The sequence below is a fragment of the Pyxidicoccus sp. M6 genome, from assembly GCF_055568925.1.
This window is the reverse complement of record NZ_CM145714.1, coordinates 6029867-6048098: the sequence shown is the minus strand read 5'-3', so window position 1 is coordinate 6048098 and position 18232 is coordinate 6029867. Positions and strand designations below refer to the sequence as shown.

The following is an 18232-nucleotide window of genomic DNA, read 5'->3' as shown; positions in this document are numbered from 1 at the left end:
CTGGACTTTCTCCAGCCCACGGGCGCCACGAGACAGTCTTCGTTTCAGGGCGTCTCTGCGTTCGCCTCGAGCTGCTCGAGCAGGTGCTTCGCCAGCAGATGGTTGGGATTGAGGGCGATCACGTCGTCCAGAAGTGAACGGGCCGTGGTCGGATCACCCAGGCGCATCGCCAGGCGGGCGCCCAGGACGTAGGTGCGCAGCAGCGTCTGGTCGGACTGGCGCAGCGCCTCCAGCTCCTTGGCAACCTCCACCAGCGAGTCCGGCGGAGAGCTGGCGCTGAGTGCGTACTCGGCCCGGGCCAGCGAGCTCCACGTCTGCGGCGAGCCCTCCACGTTGCGCAGCCGCTCGGCCAGCATGAGCGCGTCCGAGGCCACCGTCACACCGGCGTGGACGGCGCGCGCCTTCACCCTCGCGACGACGGCCGGAGCGGGCTCCACCTCGGGACCATTGGCCAGGGCGGAGACGTGCGCGTACAGGTCCTTGCGGAGCGCCTCCGCGTCCTCGCGGATGGGGGCCAGCGCGGCGCGGACGTCCTCCAGGTCCTTGTTGAGCGAGGCGACACGCAGCTGCCGCTCCACCTCGTCGACCAGGTCCCGCGTCTCCTGCTTCTTGACGTTCAGCTTGTCGGAGCGCGACTGGAGGAGCTCGATCTCCGCCTGGAGATCGGACAGGCGCAGCGACAGGGCCACGGCGAGCTCGGCCTGGGCCTCGACGTACTTCGGGAAGGTGGCGTTCAGGGCACGCAGGCGCTGGATGGCCTGCTCTCGCGAGGCGGGGTCGTCACGGCGCAGCAGGGCCGCCGCGCGGTCCTTGTCCTCCACCGCCGCCGCCGGCATGTCCGTGTTGCGCTCCTTCCACGCCGGGTAGGCCAGCACGGCCGCCAGGATGAGCCCCACGGCTCCGATCACGATGAGCCACAGCCGCTCGCGGCCGATCGAGGTGCGCCCCGAGTCGAAGGAAATGCCCGAGGAGGCAGGCTCCCGGGTCGCCGCGAGCAGCTCCGGAGGCAGCTCCACCGGAGCGCGACGCGAGGGACTCCCGGGGCTCGGCACGGGCTCGACGGCCGCGGGCCCCTGCGCCGACGGGCCGAAGGGAAGCAGCGTCTCCGAGCCCACGGGCTCCGGGGGCAGTTGGAGGCCCGTGTCTTCCGTGGGAGCTGGAGTCACAGCACCGAAGAGCGACGTGCGGTTGGAGCTGGCGCCCTGCCCCGCTGGCTCGGAGGGCACCGCGCCGAAGAGGGACGTGCGGTTGGAATTGGCGCCCTGCCCCGCCGGCGGTTCGGAGGCCACCGCGCCGTCCTCGGGCGGAAGCGAAGGCACCGCGCCGAAGGTCTGGGTCGCGCCCATGGGCGAGTGCGAGCCGCGCACCGGGAAGATGCCGGAGGCGGAGGGCGTGGGCCCACCGGGCTCGGGAGGAGCCACGGGCGCGATGCCCACGACACGCTCGGAACCGACCGGCGCCACCTGCGAGGAGACGGCGCTGAACGTCTGGGACCTGCCGATGGGCGCGCGGGCGTCGTGCGCGGGCACCGCGCCGAAGGTCTGCGTCGTGTTGCCAGGTGACGTGGAGCCCCTGGACGGCACCGCACCGAAGGTCTGCGTCGTGTTACCCGGCGACTGCACTGCCCCGAACGTCTGCGTCGTGTTGCCAGGAACCGTGCCATGCGAGGGGACCGCGCCGAACGTCTGCGTCGCATTCCCCGGCGCCGCGCCGGACGTCCGCGTCACCCCCACGGGCGGGATGGACGGCGGAGGAGGAACGGCGGCGGAGACCGGCTTCTCGGCGCCCTGCACCGCACCGAAGGTCTGCGTCGTATTCGGCACCGGCGAGGAGGCCACCCCGTCCACCTGCGGCTTCGGATGCGGCCCCGAGCCGAAGATCTGCGTGGACATCGCGGGCGAGCGCCCCGCGCCGAAGATCTGCGTGGAGTTCGTACCCGAGCTCGTCCCACCGGGCGGCGTGGAAGCCGGCTTGGGCGCCGGAACCGGCCCGTTGGGCGACGCCATGAACACATGACCACAGCGCGTGCACTGGACCGAAGCGCCTCCCGGAGGAAGCAGGCGAGGGTCGAGCACGTACTGCATCGAGCACTGGGGGCAGGAGATCTGCACGCACCGTGCTTACCACACGGGCCCGGCGTCCGGAGGGGCTCCCAGTGACGTGGCTGCCTGGAGGGTCTGCAACTTGGCAGCACCCACGCCCGGGACGGCATCCACCGCGTCCCAGCTCGTGAAGCCGCCCCGCTCCTCGCGAGCGTCGACAAGGCGACGGGCCAGCGAAGGACCCACGCCCGGCAGGAGGGCAAGCTCCTCCGCGGTGGCGGTGTTGAGGTCCAGCCTCCGCCCGAGCGCCAACGCCTGCGCCCCCGTCGGCGCGGCTCCCGCGCCACAGGTGGCCACGCCGTCAGGTCCCATCCGCACCGCCTCCGGCGCGCAGTCCAGCGCCGGAGCGGAGTCGGGCCATTGCAAGCGGGCCACCGCGCCCAGCCCCATCACCGCCAGCGCGGCGACGGCGAGCGCGGCGGTGCGGCCCGCCACGGACGTCAGACCTTCTCGCCCTTGAGGGCGGCGGTCTCCGAGACGGTGGCGACACCCTCGGGAGGCAGCGGCTGATCCAGCCCGAAGGCGGTGTGCAGCGCGCGCACGGCCAGCTCCGTGTACTTGGAGTGCACCACGCACGACACCTTGATCTCCGACGTGGAGATCATCTGGATGTTGATGCCCTCGGCGGACAGCGCCTGGAACATGCGCGCCGCCACGCCCGAGTGGTTGCGCATGCCCACGCCGACGATGGACACCTTGGCGATGTTGTCGTCGGTCTCGATGCCGGTGGCGCCAATGTCCTTCACGGCGGCCTTCACCACGTCCTGGGCCTTCAGGAAGTCTGCCTTGCCCACCGTGAAGGTGAGGTCGGTGCGGCCGTCCTTGGACGGGTTCTGGACGATGAGGTCCACCACGATGGCCTTCTCATCGAGTGGACCGAAGATCTTCGCCGCGACGCCCGGAACGTCGGGCACGCCGCAGACGGTGATCTTCGCCTCGTTCCGGTCGTAGGCGACTCCGCGGACCAGCACGTCCTCCATGGACTTGTCCTCCTCACACACGAGTGTGCCGGGGTCATCGGTGAAGGACGACTTCACCCAGAGCGGCACCTTGTACTTCATGGCGAATTCGACGGAGCGGATCTGCAGCACCTTGGCCCCCACGCTGGCCAGCTCGAGCATCTCCTCGTAGGTGATGCGGTCCAGCTTGCGCGCGGCGGGGACCATGTTCGGGTCGGTGGTGTAGACGCCGTCCACGTCCGTATAGATTTCGCACGCATCCGCCTGGAGCGCCGCGGCCACGGCCACCGCCGTGGTGTCCGAGCCCCCGCGGCCCAGCGTGGTGACGTTGCCCTCCTCGTCCACGCCCTGGAAGCCGGCCACGACGACGATGTGGCCCTTCGCCAGGGCGGCGCGGATGGGCGCCGCGTCGATGCTTTTGATGCGCGCTTTGGAGAAGGTGCTGTCGGTGACGATGCGGACCTGGTGGCCGAGGAAGCTGGTCGCCTTCCCCTGCTGGGCCTGGATGGCCAGCGCCACGAGTCCGATGGACACCTGCTCGCCGGTGGCGACGATCACGTCCTGCTCGCGCTCGTCGGGCCGGTCCGTGATCTGCGCCACGAGTTTGAGCAGGCGGTTCGTCTCCCCCGACATTGCCGAGACGACGACCACGACGTCATGCCCCGCTTCCTGGGCAGCCAGGCAGCGAAGGGCCACGTTCTTGATGCGGTCGACGCTTCCCACCGAGGTACCGCCATACTTCTGGACGATCAATGCCACGGCGTCTGCGACCTCCCTCTTCAGACGGGCGGGAGCTATACGAGCAGCGCCCTCGGGTGTAAAGCGCCCGCAGCCGGCAATCTGGCGTTTCCGCACCCCATTGGAGCCCCAATGTCTCGCGCTCGTATCCTCATCGACGGTGACACCCTGAAACTGGAGGAAATCCTCCAGGTAGCCCGGAACGAGGCCACCGTGGAGCTGGCCCCCGAGGCCGCTGCCCGCGTCCGCGCCTCGCGCGCCCTGGTGGACCGCGTCGCCGCCGGGGACACCCCCTCGTACGGCATCAACACGGGCTTCGGCACCCTGGCCGAGGTCCGCATCGACAAGAAGGACCTGCGCGACTTGCAGCGCAACCTCATCCTCTCCCATGCCTGCGGCGTGGGCACGCCCCTGCCCCTGCCCGAGGCCCGGGCGCTGCTGCTCCTGCGTTGCAACGTGCTGGCCAAGGGCTTCTCCGGCATCCGTCCGGAGACGCTGGGGCTGGCGCTGGACATGCTGAACCGGGACGTGGTGCCGGTGGTGCCCGAGCGCGGCAGCGTGGGCGCCTCGGGTGACCTGGCTCCGCTGGCGCACCTGGCGCTGGTGTTCATCGGCGAGGGCGAGGCGTACTTCCAGGGGCAGCGCATGCCGGCGCGTCAGGCGCTGGAGCGGGCGGGCCTGCAGCCGGTGGTGCTGGAGGCGAAGGAGGGCCTGGCGCTGGTGAATGGAACGCAGGCCATGTGCGCGGTGGGCACCCTGCTCCAGCTCCGCGCGGAGACGCTGGCGGACATCGCGGACGTGGCGGGCGCCATGACGCTGGAGGGCCTGCTGGGAAGTCACAAGCCGTTCATCCCCGAGATTCACGACGTGCGTGCGCACCCGGGCCAGAAGGCCACGGCGGCGCACCTGCGGCGGATTCTGGCGGGCAGCGAGCTGGTGGAGACGCACGTCAACTGCAGCAAGGTGCAGGACCCCTACTCGCTGCGCTGCATGCCGCAGGTGCACGGCGCCGCGCGCGAGGGCATGGCCTTCGCTCGACGCATCCTCGAGGTGGAGGTGAACAGCGCGACGGACAACCCGCTCGTCTTCACGGAGACGGAGCGGATTGTCTCCGGCGGCAACTTCCACGGGCAGCCGATCTCCCTGGCGATGGACGTGGTGGCGATGGCGCTGACGCAGCTGTCGTCCATCAGCGAGCGGCGCGTGGAGCAGCTGGTGAACCCGTCGCTGTCGGGCCTGCCGGCGTTCCTGGCGAAGAACTCGGGGTTGAACTCGGGCTTCATGATTGCGCAGGTGACGAGCGCGGCGCTGGTGGCCGAGTCCCGCGTGCTGAGCCACCCGGCGTCTGTGGATTCGATTCCGTCCTCCGCGGGCCGTGAGGACCACGTGTCCATGGGCATGACGGCGGCGCTCAAGGGGCGGCAGGTGAGTGACTTCACCCGCTCGTGTCTGGCCATCGAGGTGCTGTGCGCGGCGCAGGCGCTGGACTTCCGCCTGCCGGTGAAGCCCGGCAAGGGCGCGCTGGCGGCGTATGAGCTGGTGCGCTCGAAGGTCCCCCACATGGACAGGGACCGCGAGCTGCACAAGGACATCGAGGCGGTGAGCAACCTCATCGACTCGGGCGCGCTCATCGCGGCGGTGAAGTCCGCTACGGCCTGAGGCCGCGGGTTCAAGTCCCATACTCCTCGCTAGAGGAAGCCCAGCAATCCTCTCAACGGGTTGCTGGGCTTTTTCTTTCCCCTCGTTCCCTCATGAGCCCGCAGTGTGCCCCTCCGGAGTCTCTGGCCTGAGCGGCGTGGAACTGGAGGGGCGTGGCGCGTGGATTTCCCTCGCCCGCCGTTGACCCGAATCGCCTCCGCCCTTTCTCCCTTCTTTTCGAACAGAGGAGGAAGGGATGTTCCCAGCAATCCGCAAGGCCCTCACCGCGTCGCTCGCTTTCGTCTCCCTGCTGTCCGCCGGTCCGGCGGCTGCACACGGCTCCATGGAAGTGCCCCTGAGCCGCGTCTATGCATGTTTCAAGGAAGGGCCGGAGAGTCCCAAGTCCGCAGCATGCAAGGCCGCGGTACAGGCCGGTGGGACGCAGGCGCTCTATGACTGGAACGGCGTCCGGCAGGGCGCCGCCAACGGACGTCACCGCGAAATCATCCCCGACGGCAAGCTGTGTAGCGCCGCCAACGAGAGTCACAAGGGGTTGGACCTGGCGCGCACGGACTGGCCGTCCACGCTCATCACCCCGGACGGCAACGGCCGCTTCGAGTTCGTCTTCCACGCCACCGCGGTACACGCCACGGGCTACTTCCAGCTCTTCGTGACGAAGGAGGGCTATGACCCGTCGCTACCGCTGAAGTGGTCGGACCTGGAGCCGACGCCTTTCTGCAACGTGACCAACGTGTCCGCGGTGAACAACCGCTATCGGCTCAACTGCCCCTTCCCGGCGAGCCGGACGGGCGCGCACGTCATCTACGCCATCTGGCAGCGCGCGGACAGCCCGGAGGCTTTCTACGCCTGCACGGACGTGAAGTTCAGCAACACGCCGCCCCCGCCGGTGGCATGGAAGGAGCTGGGCCAGGTGCAGGCGCGCGAGGACCTGCCGAAGTCGAGCAAGGTGACGTTCCGCCTCTTCGACAGTGCGGGCCGCGACGCCGAGTCGTATCCGCTGACGCTCGACGCGGCCACGCCCGCGGCCACGTGGATGTACCGGCTGGCGCAGCAGGTGAACGCGGGCTCCAGCCGCGTGCAGGTGGGCGTGCTACAGACGAATGGCAGCGTGACGCCGGTACAGGACGCGCTGGGCAACCGCGTGTACGGGAAGGAGACGGGTTACTCGTTCCAGGTGGACATCGAGAAGCCTTCAACCGGCGGTGGCAGTGACGGCGGCACGGGCGGCACCGCGCAGTACAAGTACCCGGCGGGCATCGACAGCTACACGGCGGGCACGCTGGTGGAGGGCACGGACGGGCTTCTCTATCGCTGCAAGCCGTTCCCGTACTCCGGCTGGTGCAAAGGCGTGGCGTCGTACTACGCGCCGGGCACGGGCCTCGCCTGGCAGGACGCGTGGGAGCGCGCCAACTAGGCTTGGCAGGGCTTCACGGTGTCCCGCCCGCGGGCGTCACGTCGCGGGCGGGCGGGTACGGAAGAGGAGCCCGCTCACGAGCTCGAACCAGGTGCCGGCGGGAAGCGCCGTCCCCACGACGTTCGCATCGCCGCGCAGCGTGCCGCTGTCGAGCTTTCCCCTCAAGAGAACCACCCGGGTGCCAGCAGCCAGGGGAAGCCCCTCCACGTCGTGATCACGGGCCAGCACGCCGCTCACACCGGGGGAGAAGATGGGATCCTCGACCGAGACTTCGTGGAGGGGGGCCAGCGGGAGGCCGTCGACGACGAGGGGCTCGGCCGGGGTGAAGCGCAACGGGCGTCCCGTCTCCGGATGAAGGGAGAGCACCGTGCCCTCGGCGCACGGGATGCCGTCCACGACCGCGCGTTCGGCCAGGGTGACGAGGTGGATGCGGCCCGTGTCGGTCATGTAGACGGACGTGCCCGCCCGAGCCACGAAGCCTCCCTCGCAGCGCGCGTCGTCATGCGGCGTCACGACCGCGGGCCTGCCGGTGGACGCGTGGATGTTCTCGACGTCCACCAGTCCTTCGATGCCCGGCACCCGCACGTTCCTGGGGGCGTTCTCCGACGCAAGCTGGTCGAAGGAGGGCATGTCGTACGGATGCAGGCCCTCCGCGACGCGCTGCAAGAGGGCGTCGTAGGAGGGAGCGATGAAGCGGGTATCGCCATACGTCTCGCTCATGTGGAGGTAGAAGACGGCCCCCACGCCCCTTTTGAGCCGGTCCTCGACGTCGAGGTACCAGACGCCGCCGCCCCCATCCCTGGCGAAGGGGAGCAGACCGGGGGGCAGCTCTTCACTCGCATCTCCGTGCCTGTCGATGTTGAGGCGCGTTTTCGGCCCGACGGTGCTGCGCTGCTGGGACAGGTCTTCCAGAAGCCTGGGCGGAAAGCGTGGGTCGATCATTCCCAGGCAGCTTCCGAGCAAACGCTCAGGGGGGCAAGCGCGGGCGCCATGGTGACTGGCGCCATCCTGCTGGTGACTGCGGTCACCAGCTGGGCGCAGATCGTCGACGACTCGCCCGTGCTGAACAACCTGGGCCGCCAGAAGGACATCAAGTTCGAGCAGCTGTGCAAGCAGACGGGCGTCGACCCCAAGCTCGACCTGAACCAAGGGCCCCGGAAGACGGGACTGCGGGCGTGCTAGAAAGGAGAGGGCTGCACTCTCCTTGCCCCCGGTGGTCCATGTCGCGTGTGTTTCCTTTCTTTTCGCCGGAAGTGCAGCAGGACCCGTACCCGCTCTATGCGCAGGCCCGCGCCGAGGAGCCGATCTTCTTCTCCGAAGATCTGGGCATGTGGGTAGCCACCCGGCATGCGGATGTCACCGCGATCCTCCGCGACACGGACCGTTTCTCCTCGCGGCTCACCACCGTGAGCGTCAAGGAGCCGCCGCCCGAGGTCGTGGCCGTCATGCGAAGGGGGTTCCCGAGGACCGGCTCGATTATCCATCTCGACCCGCCGGAGCACACGTCGGTCCGGCGGAGGATGAACGCCGCTTTCACCCCCCAGCGAATTGCCTCCCTGGAGGGCGCCATCACCTCGCTGGCGAACGAGCTCGTGGACTCTTTCGAGGCTACGGGTCGGACGGATCTCATCGCGCGCTTCTGCGGCCCGCTGCCGGTGGCGGTCATCGGGGACATCCTGGGTGTCTCGCGGGCCGACGTCGGCAAGTTCGGCCAATGGGCAGATGACGCAGCGCGCTTGCTCATGAGCGGTCAGCTGCCCACCCATGAATGGGTGAGCGCGGCCGAGAGCGTGGTGGCCATGCAGCACTATCTCGCGGATCTCATCTCCGCGCGCAGGAGCACGCCGGCCGACGACCTCCTCACCACTCTCATCCAGACGGCCACGGCTCCGAGCGGCCAGCTCGACATGGCCAAGGCTGTCAGTTATGCGACCGCGTTCGTGTTTGCGGGCCACAAGACCACCACGGACCTCCTCGGCAACGCCCTGCGCCTCTTGCTCTTGCACCCCGAGCAGCTCGCGGCGCTCGTGCGCGATCCGTCCCTCGCCGCCGCCGCCGTGGAGGAAACCCTTCGCCGGGACTGCCCGGTTCCTGGGACAGCCCGTGTCGCCAATGTCGAAGTGACGATTGGAGACGTCACGATCCCCAAGGATGCGCGGATCCTCGTGCTCCTGGGCTCTGCCAATCACGATGAGAGCGTCTTCGAGGACCCATCGAGGTTCGATCTGGGGCGCGCCGGTTCAGACGAGCACCTTGGGTTTGGCCGTGGTGTGCACTTCTGCCTCGGTGCCCCCCTTGCGCGCCTCCAGGGGCGCGTGGCGCTCTCCGTGCTCACGCAGCGCCTGCCAGGCCTCCGCCTCGCGGACGAACGACCGGTGAAGTTCTGGCAGGTCACCATGTTTCGGGGCCCCGTGTCCCTTGAGGTCGCCTGGGACGTCAAAAAATAGCTCACCGAGCGAACGCTGCCGTACGCCCTCGTGCAGTCCCTGCGGTTCGGCCCCCTCGTGTGGGGCTTCACCCCGCTCATCCGCCCGCTGCGCTGGTGGAGCTGGTCAAGGCCCCGTGCCGCCCGTGGCGGCGAAGTGCTACCGCTCCGGGCGCTTGCCCTGGTCGGCGAGGCACGCGCTCAGTCCCTCTTGCAGGTTGCGCAGAGTGGTGATGTTTCCCAGCGACACCCCGAGCGACACCAGCGTCTGCGACACCGCGGCGCGAATGCCGGTGACGACCACGCGGGCTCCCAGCAGTTCGACGGCGCGGACGATTCGCAGCAGATGGTCGGCGATGTTGGTGTCGACCATGTCGACCGCGGTGAGATCGAGGATCACGTGCCGGGTCTGGGTGCCGGGGAGCGCGTGCAGCAGGCGATCCATGAGCGAGGTCGCGCGCTCCTCATTGAGGCCACCCATCACGGGCACTGCCAGGACTCCGCTCCACACTTGCAGGATCGGTGCAGACAGCTCGCGTAGCGCCCGCTCCTGTTCTTGAATGAGCAACAACTTCTCGCGCAGTTGCTCTTCCGACCGGGCGCGCTCGTCGATCTCCGTCCGCAATTTTTGCAGCGCGACCGCCAGGTCCGCATTGGTGGCTTGACCGGCCTCGAGCAACAGGTTCAGTCGCTCCTCGAGCGTCACGTCGGTCGGGCTCACCAGGAATTCATCGTGGGGGGCGCCGGTGGCGGCGAAGGCGGTCTGCTCGGCCCAGCACGGCGTGTCGAACAGCTTCGACGTGATTCCCGCCAGCTTGCCCGCCATCATCGCGCTGCCCCACTTCACGTTAAGCGCCCGCTGGTAGATCGCCTCCCAGCCGTTGGTCACGCGATAGTGGGCCTGCTTGCGCGCGCGATCGAGCGAGACCAGCTCCCAGCGGCCCCACCCGGCCGGCCAGGCGATGCTCGCCATCAGCTTCAGCCCCTCCTCGAAGGATGGCTGCGCGCTGATGACGGCCCAATCGCCCTCCACGCTCTGCTGGCCGCCGAGCTGCATGCACAGGTTGAAGCGCTCGACTCCGACCATTGTACACAGTCCCTCCATCATTCCGGCGACTGTGGTCGAGATCCACATACTCAGCGTCGGGGTACCTGCCCATAAGTTGAGCCCCCGCTCAAGGTCCCACTCGACATCAAAGCCAATGTTGATCTTCGGGTTCGTGGCCACGGGATCTTCATTACCACCATGCACGGCTGAGCGTCGAGCCAGCCTCCAGCTTCGTGTCCTCCGCGTTGGCGCGAAGACAGTGCGTTCCCCCAAGCAGGAGAGGAGGAGGCGAGAGCGGGGAAGGAGGCAGCGGCCAGAACGGAGCGGATGAAGCAGAGGACGCCGCGAGTGGACTGGGCCGAGTTGCTGAGGAGGATGTTCGACGTTCGACGTTCGACGTGTTCGCCTGCGTGAGGGCAGCGCTCCGGGCCTCGCATCGGCTCTGGCTCTGGCAACGGGCAAAGCCCTGCTGTCTCCTGCCGGAGCCGGACCCGCGCGAGGTTGTCAAAGAGCCGCGAGCGTCAGGAGGGAGTGGGGGACGTCGCGCAGCTGCTCCGCGATGCGTGTGAAGATGTCTTTGACTGGGGCGGGAGCGCTCAACGACAGGACGACGCGGCGGACGCTCACGCGGACGACGGCGGCCACCTTCAGCAGCTTGAGCCGGAGGGTGCCCGCCTGCGCACGTTCGAGTTGCGTGCCTTTCAGGCCGGTTTGCCTCCCTTGCTACGGGCCTCGAAGGCAATGCGAACTAGATCGCGGACGTTGCCTTCACCCGGCGGCCCAATCTGGGGATGGAAGGCTTTCTCGTTATACGAACGCCACGCATCGCCGAATTGGCGCTCTAGCCGTCGCGGCAGGAATAGGATGAGCACTGCTATTGAGCGTCGTCGCCAGGGCGCTCCGTGGGACCCGAGGTGGCGGGGCGCGGAGGCGGATAGGCGGGACCGTAACAAGTGCCTTTGTGCACGTAATAGGGCTCGTCGCAGTTCTTCAGGCTTACATTCAGCTCCACCCAACACCCACCATTGATAGCAACGTGTGCCCGGTGGGCACACCGCCCAGACGCATCGGGCCGCATCTGCCCTGGAAGAGGCCTGGGCGGTAGCTCCACGGCAATGACAGACAAGGCAGATGGAGCCCCGGTACGAGACACCGGGGCCGTCAGTGCGGCCTCGCCGACGGCGACGGTGCCGCCATCCCTCGTCTCTTCGGTGGCTGATGCGTGGCCCTTTTCGGTCTTCTCATGAGGCCCGGCGCTCAGCATCCACGCGACTCCAAGTGCCATGGCGGCTCCCACGCTGGCGGCGGCCATGAGCCGGGACCACGGGGCAGGCCCCCTGCCCTGCTGAAGGACGCGCCGCGCCTCCTCGGCAGGGAGCTCCTTCCGGGTGAAGAGCGGCACATCCGCTTCAGGCCCTGCTCTACGCGCAGCCTGCTCCAGCAGCTCCGCCAGTTCTCCGGCACCGCCACGCGCTTCGGGGCGCACCGAGAGCATCCGTGTCACCAGCCTGCTCAACTCCTCGCAGCAGCGGGCATTGACGCCCATGGGAGGCACGGGGCCCCTACCCTCCGGGCCCCAGAGGTGGCTCACCTCCTCCAGCAGCGCGGGAATGGGCGGGTAGTCGTCTGTCACCAGCCGGTACGCGGTCATCCCCAGCGCGAAGACGTCGTCGGCCGGTCCGGGCGCATAGGGCGGCTCCGTCGGCTTGAAGGGAAGTCGCACCGAGCGCCACGCCTCCGGTGAGCGGTACGGCTGCGTCCCGGGGGGAAATGGCGGCGACGTGAGAAGCGCAGCGCCCACGTAGGTTCCGGAGCCGAAGTCCGTCAGGAACACCTGCCCGTCCGCGGCGCGCACGAGCACGTTGTCGCCCTTCACGTCGCGGTGGACGCCGCCCGCGGAATGCGTGGCCTCCAGCGCCCGCGCGAGGCCGGCGAGTACGCGGAGCACCTGGCGCGAGGTGGGGCGTTGCACCTGTGCCCAGTCATAGAGGGACGCGCCTTCCACCCACTCCATCGCGAGGTAGGGGTAGGCCTGCCCCCCGGGCTGCTGCCAGAGCCCATGGTCCACCAGGCGCGGGACGCTCGGGTGGCGCAGGCGGGAGAGCAGCTCCACCTCTCGCGCGAAACGTCCCGCTTCGGGGTGCAGGGACACCTTGAGCGCCACGGGACCCCGCACGTCCTCCACACCCAGCGCACGGTAGACGGCGCCGTACGCGCCCCAGCCGCGCAGCCCCACGACACGCCAGGGGCCCACCCGCGTCCCTGGCGGCAGGCGTGCTGGATACAGTCGGCCGGAGTCCATGTCGTATCCCACGAGGCGGGAGGTTCGCTGCTAGCGCCGCGAGCCTACTCGCTGCATCCGCAAGTGTCAGCGTGTCCTCTGGAGTCGGTTCCAGCACGAGCCGCGCCGCTCCTCGAATGGAACCACGGGCAGGCGCTGCTCGACGTAGTGCTGGCTGACGAGGGTTCGGATGGTGGTGGATGAGGAGAACCTGTGGCTCCTCGGTGAATACCGGCCCCGCTCCACCGTTCTCAGCGCAGCCTGGGTCGTGCTGCCCGCCCGGAGTCTTTCAGCTCCGGGTGGGTGCCCGGCGCCTCGGGGCGAGCCATCGCTTTGAGCACGCGCAATGTCCTTGCGACAAGTCAGACAGGACACCTACAAGCCAAGTTGCTGCACAACCGAGGGGTCTACATGATGTATCGAAGGAACGTTCTCGGCACCCTGCTGACCATGGGGTTGCTGACGGCGTTGAGTGCTCAGGCCGAGGTGGTGTTCGCCCAGGCCAACTTCCTGCTCAACAAGAACCAGCTCTCCGCGGTGAACTACCGGAACAAGGGCGCCTTGATTCCCGTGGGAACCAAGGTCGAGGTCCTCGATCGGGACGACGACGAGGTCGAATGCCGAATCGTCGAAACGGGCGCCGAGTTCAAGTTCGTCTCCCATAAGAGCCTGGGAAAGAACGCGTCGCTGCTGTTCTCCGGGTTCTTCGCCGCGGCGGACCCCGCCCCGCGCATCGCCGCGCTCACGCCGGAGGAGCAGAAGCAAGTCAAGGCGGGTGAGCTGGCCAAGGGCATGTCTCGCGAGGCCGTGCTTCTGACCATCGGCCCGCCGCCGCCCCACCGCACGCCGTCGTTCGGAAGCAGCCGGTGGACCTACTGGAGCTCGAAGTTCGCCACCTTCGAAGTCGTCTTCGACGGCGACGGAAAGGTCGTGTCCTATGGCGACGAGCCTCGCGCGCCCGCCGCGGCGCCCGTGCCCCCTCCGGCGGAAAAGGTCTTCCACTATGCGACCGCGAACTTTCACTTCGAGGACGCCACCCTGTCCTGGGTGAACTACCTCAAGGGCCCCATCATCCCGTTCAACACCCGCATCGAGGTGCTGGACAAGGGGTCCTCCAGCGTGAAGTTCCGGGTCGTGGAGACCGGAGGGGAGTTCACGTTCGAGAACGACTCCCGCTCCGGCGCGGACACCTGGGTCCTGTTCAAGGCCGCGTTCGCCGAGCAGGACCAGGCCTCCAAGCTCGAGGCGCTGTCGACGGAGGACCGCAAGAAGGTCTCCGCTACGGAGGTGGTGCCCGGCATGTCTCGCGCGGCCGTGCGCATGGCGTGGGGCCCTCCTCCTCCCCATGAGACGCCCGCGTACAACTCCAGCACCTGGACCTACTGGAAGAGCAAAATCACCAAGGTGAAGGTCAAGTTCAACGACGACGACAAGGTCGTCTCCGTCGAATAGCAGCCCCGGGTCGAGTCGCCAGACTCACGCGCTCGGGCACAGGGCATTGGCCAGGTGCCGGGGCGTATCACCAGCGAAGCGGACACAGGCGTGCGTCAGGTACGCCTGGTCCGCGAAGCCCGGCCGTGCCTCGAGTGGAACCGACGGGCAGGCGCGCGCTACTCGACGTAGTGCTGGCTGACGAGAATGCTGGCGCCGTTCTGCGTGTCGACGAAGAAGACCTTCGAGTCGTACACCCAGGGGTTCGGGTGGTAGTGGATGTAGCAGCCGAGGAACGAGTGATTGGCGGAGCGTCCCCCGAGGTCGGCCAGGCCCGGAGCGGGATTGAATGACGCCGCCACGCCGGAGCTCGCGACGGCGTCGCTGACGACGCCGAGCACCTCGCTCCCGTTGGCCAGGTTCGGGCGATGGACTGCGCCCTGCGGCAGCAGCGCCGGGTCGATGCCAAAGCACTCCATGGAGGTCATCCGCTCGTCTTGCGCCGCGGCGACGATGGGCCGCCAGTCGAAGTGCTGAGCCAGCCGGGTCTGTGCATCGGGACGGTTGAGAGCGTTCACCTTGCTGACCAGCTGCTCGAACGGCCGCCATTTGGTGGCGGCATTGCGCAGCGAACGGAAGACCGCGTTCCCGACGCCGGAGGTGTTCGACACCGCGACGATGCCCGCGTACGGCCGGGTGGTGGTCAGGGTGTCGACGACGGTCTCGTTGATGAGGAACGAGAGCGTGCCCCGAATCTCCTCCCGGTTCGCCTGATTGACGAAGTCGACCAGCGCGTTCGCTTCGGCCGTGGAGACGGCGACCTGGTCATGGATACCGCTGCAGCTCGCGCCAACGTACCCGCCGGTCTTCGCCGCCGTGAAGAGCTGCTGGAGGCGCGCCTCGGCGACGCCGTTCACCGCGACCACCGACGCGACCGAGCTGAACGGCTGAGCGGCACGCGCGTTCACGAGCTCCTGCGCCACGTTGCTCGGCAGATAGGCGTCGAGCTGGGCGAAGGTCGCCGTGTTCACGTAGTTCAGGAAGCCGTGGCACTCCGGCGCGGTGTCCCCGAGGTCGTAGTTGAAGACAGTCGGGCCGCACTCCTCCGGGAAGCCGTCGTGGATGGCCGCGGCCACCTGCGCCGTGCCCCAGTAGAGATAGGCGCCATAGGAGTTGTCCCCCGCGCCGTATTCGATCTCCACGTAGAACTGGTTGGTGTAGCTGTCCCGCCTCACGAAGCGGTTGATCAAGTCCTCATCCACCCTGTCGAAGGCCTCTTCGATGGTGGTGACGTCGGTGTGCGCCGACTCCTGGACCGCCCGGATGATCTGCGCGCGGTCGAGCGCGGACAGGCTCGGGATCGATGCCGGGGTCAGCAACTCGTAGGTGATGAGCTCATTGCCCATCGGGCAGGGGCCGGGGCCGGGCTCGAGCGCCGATTCCTCGCGCCCCACTTCGACCTCCGAGCCGCCTACGTCGACAGGCGCGCCGCAGCCGGTCGCCGCAATCACGAGTGAGCCGAGAAGAGTCTTGAAGAGCTTTGTTTGTGCACTCACTTATCACCGTTCCTGCAGTTACATGAATGAGGGCACCGAACAAAACATGGAAGAAATTCGAATGTCGAGGGCGGGGCTGCCGGGAGGAGGACTGCCCCAGGGGCTTCATCATGAGCCCCCCTGGGGCAGGACCACCATCACCCGCAGGTGCCGCCAGCGCTCGTATTCAGGGTGCCGCTGAAGACGTTGTACTGGCACTTGTGGAAGTTGAGGGAACCTCCGAACACCGACTGGAAGTAGCTCTGCATCTGGGTGCGGGTGTTGCAGCCGCCCTGGTACCCGGAGCCTCCGGAGTAGTTGCAGATGATGTACGGGTACCCATTCGGGTCCGACACCGTCGCGGCAGGCCGGGTGCGGATGGAAACGATGGACGGACTCACGCCGGTGATGGTCGAGCCGGGCGCGTCGTTGTAGCCCGCATACACGACCTGCGTGACATTCCCGGCATACGGCCCGGTGATGCGGACGTTCATCGCCTCGTAGGAGTTGATGCCAATCTTGATGTTGGGCAGGTTGTTGTCGACGTTGATGGTCAGGTCTCCACCGTCATAGTTCGTGTAGAGCATGACGTTGGCGGGAGGAGTCGGGTCGGCGCAGCTTCCACCAGCGCTCGTGTTCTGGGTGCCGCTGAAGACGTTGTACTGGCACTTGTGGAAGCTCAGCGTGCCTCCGAAGACCGACTCGAAGTAGCTCTGCACCTGGGTGCGGGTGTTACAACCACCCTGGGACCCGGTTCCTCCAGAGTAGTTGCAGATGATGCGCGGATTCCCATTCACGTCCGATACCGTCGCCGGGGGGCTGGCGAGGACGGTAATGATGGATGGGTCGACACCTGAGATACGCGTACCGGGCGCGTCGTTGTAGCCCGCGTACACGACCTGCGTGACATTCCCGGCATACGGCCCGGTAATGCGGACGTTCATCGCCTCGTAGGAATTGATGCCAATCTTGATGTTGGGCAGGTTGCTGTCGACGTTGATGGCCAGGTCTCCACCGTCATAGTTCGTGTAGAGCATGACGTTGGCGGACTCCAGGTCCGTGGTGCCCTGGGCCAACCTCCCCGCGGCGCCGTCCTGGCCCACCGCGTCCGGTGCACAGCCTGAAGCTGCAATCGCGGCAGTCGCTGCAAGACCGAGGATCCGCGCGCCCAGCTTCAAATCAAAGGCAGCAGTATTGCGCATTGCACAGCCTTCCTTCGGACTTCGTTGGTGAGGGAGGAATGCATGATTGAAGATTCAAAAAAGCCGCATTCCCTGGAAATCATTAGATCCAGGCCCCCTGTGCGAAGTCAAGGATGAGGCGATTCGAGAGGGCCAGCACCAAGGCCCATGGTGGGAACGTCACGGCTGTATGGCATTCCCGGGACGGAACTTCGTGCGGCCCACCCCGATAATCCCATCAGCCCCAAGTGGGTGCAGCAGGGCCGCGGTCGCGGGGCGACATGGGCAACGTCCGGATTGGGAGCGCGGCCGCGCGCCGCTACGGAATGGCGACGAGCACGCCGCTGCGTGGATCGGCGCTGCCTGCCACCGCCTCGCGATAGGCGGCGAGCGCGCCATCGGCCCCGTGGCGCAGGTCGATCCGCGTCGCGTCGCGCATGGTGGTGAGGAAGGCGGACCAGCTCTCGCCGACGCGCTCGCGCAGTTGCTCTCCGCCCCAGTCGGCCGAGCGCTTGGCGATGCGGCCGGGCGCGAAGAAGGCTTCGCGCTTGGGTCCACCGCCGCCTCCGCCGAAGCCGGACGCCGCGTCCCAATGCGCCTTGCCGACGATGATGACACGCTTGAGTCTTTCGCCCAGCGCGTCGATCACCTTGGGATTGCCGGCGATGTCGACCAGCACGCCCGGCACCGCGTCGAGTTTTGCGATCGCATCGTACGTGACCAGCCGATCGTAGAGGCCGAGCCGTTCGAGGAACCCGACGTTTCCCGGCGACGTGAGCCCGACCAGTTCCGCGCGTTCGCGCCGCGCACGATAGGCGTGCGCGAGCCCGATTGCGGTCTTGCTCGACGCCGCTGATACCAGCACGCGCTCCGCACCATAATCGCCCGCTTCCGCCAGCTGATCGGCGAGCAGCCAGCCGGTCATCTGCAGCGGCCGGAACAGCGGCCACAACATACGGTCGTCCTCGACGAAGCCGTCGAGCGCTGTCACCCGCTGATAGCGATTGTAGAAGGCGGGCAATGGTTGGCGGCGCGGTGTCGCATCGGTGAAGCCGACCTGCCCGACGCGCTCGGGGCGCAACCGCGCATGGCTCGCCATCGGCCAATAGCCGTAGAATTCCTCGCCCGGCTCCAGCCCCGCGACCTTCGCGTGCGTCACCCGAGCGAAACCCCATACTGGCAGTCGCCCCGGCGTGCCGCGCTCGGCGAAGAAATCCCAATAGCCGGCATCCGGCCCGAGCAGGCCCATTGGCTTGCCGAGCACGGCATAGGTCACGTTGTTGGCGGTCATGGCGAACAGCTCGACCGCGAACTCCGCTTCGCCTTCGCTGAGCGGCGATTCGGGCTCTGCGGCGATCCGCGCCTGCGCGATGTCATCGCGATCGATGTCGATTGCCCAGCGCTGCATGCCTGCCTCCTCGACGCCTGAGGTGGCGCCGTCGTATCGCCACCTTATTAC

Annotated in this window: 15 protein-coding genes; 5 read left to right on the top strand and 10 right to left on the bottom strand. The window is 67.8% G+C overall.

Annotated features, from left to right (window positions below):
• Positions 1-44 precede the first annotated feature (44 nt).
• From ACVTJA_RS24215 to ACVTJA_RS24205, 3 genes are all read right to left on the bottom strand, one after another.
• Entirely contained in the window at positions 45-2006 is a 1962-nt protein-coding gene (locus ACVTJA_RS24215; protein ID WP_465840784.1) for a hypothetical protein, read from the bottom strand.
• 114 nt (positions 2007-2120) lie between these two features.
• Entirely contained in the window at positions 2121-2537 is a 417-nt protein-coding gene (locus ACVTJA_RS24210; RefSeq protein WP_465839527.1) for a ComEA family DNA-binding protein, read from the bottom strand.
• 5 nt (positions 2538-2542) lie between these two features.
• Complete coding sequence (locus ACVTJA_RS24205) at positions 2543-3820, bottom strand: aspartate kinase (RefSeq protein ID WP_465839525.1); 1278 nt, start codon at positions 3818-3820, stop codon at positions 2543-2545.
• Positions 3821-3931: 111 nt separating this feature from the next.
• Between ACVTJA_RS24205 and hutH the strand changes: the two genes are divergently transcribed.
• Together hutH and ACVTJA_RS24195 are read left to right on the top strand one after the other, a co-directional pair.
• Positions 3932-5458, top strand: coding sequence for a histidine ammonia-lyase (gene hutH, locus ACVTJA_RS24200; protein WP_465839523.1), 1527 nt, complete (start codon positions 3932-3934; stop codon positions 5456-5458).
• Between the two features lie 235 nt (positions 5459-5693).
• Entirely contained in the window at positions 5694-6872 is a 1179-nt protein-coding gene (locus tag ACVTJA_RS24195; RefSeq protein ID WP_465839522.1) for a lytic polysaccharide monooxygenase auxiliary activity family 9 protein, read from the top strand.
• 36 nt (positions 6873-6908) lie between these two features.
• Here the strand turns inward: ACVTJA_RS24195 and ACVTJA_RS24190 are convergent, their stop codons facing one another.
• Positions 6909-7814, bottom strand: coding sequence for an SMI1/KNR4 family protein (locus ACVTJA_RS24190; protein ID WP_465839520.1), 906 nt, complete (start codon positions 7812-7814; stop codon positions 6909-6911).
• A 72-nt stretch (positions 7815-7886) separates the two neighbouring features.
• Here ACVTJA_RS24190 and ACVTJA_RS24185 point away from each other — a divergent pair, with 72 nt between their 5' ends.
• Both ACVTJA_RS24185 and ACVTJA_RS24180 read left to right on the top strand, forming a co-directional pair.
• On the top strand, positions 7887-8054 hold the full coding sequence (locus ACVTJA_RS24185) for a hypothetical protein (protein WP_465839518.1): 168 nt from the start codon (positions 7887-7889) through the stop codon (positions 8052-8054).
• Between the two features lie 38 nt (positions 8055-8092).
• Complete coding sequence (locus ACVTJA_RS24180) at positions 8093-9319, top strand: cytochrome P450 (RefSeq protein WP_465839516.1); 1227 nt, start codon at positions 8093-8095, stop codon at positions 9317-9319.
• Between the two features lie 138 nt (positions 9320-9457).
• Here ACVTJA_RS24180 and ACVTJA_RS24175 read toward each other — a convergent pair whose 3' ends face one another.
• The 3 genes from ACVTJA_RS24175 to ACVTJA_RS24165 form a co-directional block, all read right to left on the bottom strand.
• Complete coding sequence (locus ACVTJA_RS24175; protein ID WP_465839514.1) at positions 9458-10525, bottom strand: STAS domain-containing protein; 1068 nt, start codon at positions 10523-10525, stop codon at positions 9458-9460.
• Between the two features lie 324 nt (positions 10526-10849).
• A complete protein-coding gene (locus tag ACVTJA_RS24170) occupies positions 10850-11050 on the bottom strand; it encodes a transposase (protein WP_465840510.1) in 201 nt (66 codons plus the stop codon).
• A 169-nt stretch (positions 11051-11219) separates the two neighbouring features.
• Positions 11220-12647, bottom strand: a complete 1428-nt coding sequence (locus ACVTJA_RS24165) for a serine/threonine-protein kinase (protein WP_465839512.1) — start codon at positions 12645-12647, stop codon at positions 11220-11222.
• Positions 12648-13037: 390 nt separating this feature from the next.
• Between ACVTJA_RS24165 and ACVTJA_RS24160 the strand changes: the two genes are divergently transcribed.
• Positions 13038-14078: a hypothetical protein gene (locus tag ACVTJA_RS24160; protein ID WP_465839510.1), complete on the top strand. Its 1041-nt coding sequence runs from the start codon at positions 13038-13040 to the stop codon at positions 14076-14078.
• A 158-nt stretch (positions 14079-14236) separates the two neighbouring features.
• Here ACVTJA_RS24160 and ACVTJA_RS24155 read toward each other — a convergent pair whose 3' ends face one another.
• From ACVTJA_RS24155 to ACVTJA_RS24145, 3 genes are all read right to left on the bottom strand, one after another.
• Positions 14237-15613 carry a hypothetical protein gene (locus tag ACVTJA_RS24155; RefSeq protein WP_465839508.1) on the bottom strand — a complete coding sequence of 459 codons (1377 nt, stop codon included), beginning with the start codon at positions 15611-15613 and terminating at the stop codon, positions 14237-14239.
• Between the two features lie 137 nt (positions 15614-15750).
• Positions 15751-16794: a hypothetical protein gene (locus tag ACVTJA_RS24150; protein ID WP_465839506.1), complete on the bottom strand. Its 1044-nt coding sequence runs from the start codon at positions 16792-16794 to the stop codon at positions 15751-15753.
• 298 nt (positions 16795-17092) lie between these two features.
• A complete protein-coding gene (locus tag ACVTJA_RS24145) occupies positions 17093-18181 on the bottom strand; it encodes a DUF2855 family protein (protein ID WP_465839505.1) in 1089 nt (362 codons plus the stop codon).
• Positions 18182-18232 lie beyond the last annotated feature (51 nt).

What these genes read in the sequence shown, in the direction of transcription:
- ACVTJA_RS24165 (WP_465839512.1), bottom strand. Translation starts at nt 12,647, where the DNA reads ATGGACTCCGGCCGACTGTATCCAGCACGCCTGCCGCCAGGGACGCGG.
- ACVTJA_RS24195 (WP_465839522.1), top strand. Translation starts at nt 5,694, where the DNA reads ATGTTCCCAGCAATCCGCAAGGCCCTCACCGCGTCGCTCGCTTTCGTC.
- ACVTJA_RS24215 (WP_465840784.1), bottom strand. Translation starts at nt 2,006, where the DNA reads ATGGCGTCGCCCAACGGGCCGGTTCCGGCGCCCAAGCCGGCTTCCACG.
- ACVTJA_RS24145 (WP_465839505.1), bottom strand. Translation starts at nt 18,181, where the DNA reads ATGCAGCGCTGGGCAATCGACATCGATCGCGATGACATCGCGCAGGCG.
- ACVTJA_RS24180 (WP_465839516.1), top strand. Translation starts at nt 8,093, where the DNA reads ATGTCGCGTGTGTTTCCTTTCTTTTCGCCGGAAGTGCAGCAGGACCCG.
- ACVTJA_RS24190 (WP_465839520.1), bottom strand. Translation starts at nt 7,814, where the DNA reads ATGATCGACCCACGCTTTCCGCCCAGGCTTCTGGAAGACCTGTCCCAG.
- ACVTJA_RS24150 (WP_465839506.1), bottom strand. Translation starts at nt 16,794, where the DNA reads ATGCGCAATACTGCTGCCTTTGATTTGAAGCTGGGCGCGCGGATCCTC.
- hutH (WP_465839523.1), top strand. Translation starts at nt 3,932, where the DNA reads ATGTCTCGCGCTCGTATCCTCATCGACGGTGACACCCTGAAACTGGAG.
- ACVTJA_RS24160 (WP_465839510.1), top strand. Translation starts at nt 13,038, where the DNA reads ATGATGTATCGAAGGAACGTTCTCGGCACCCTGCTGACCATGGGGTTG.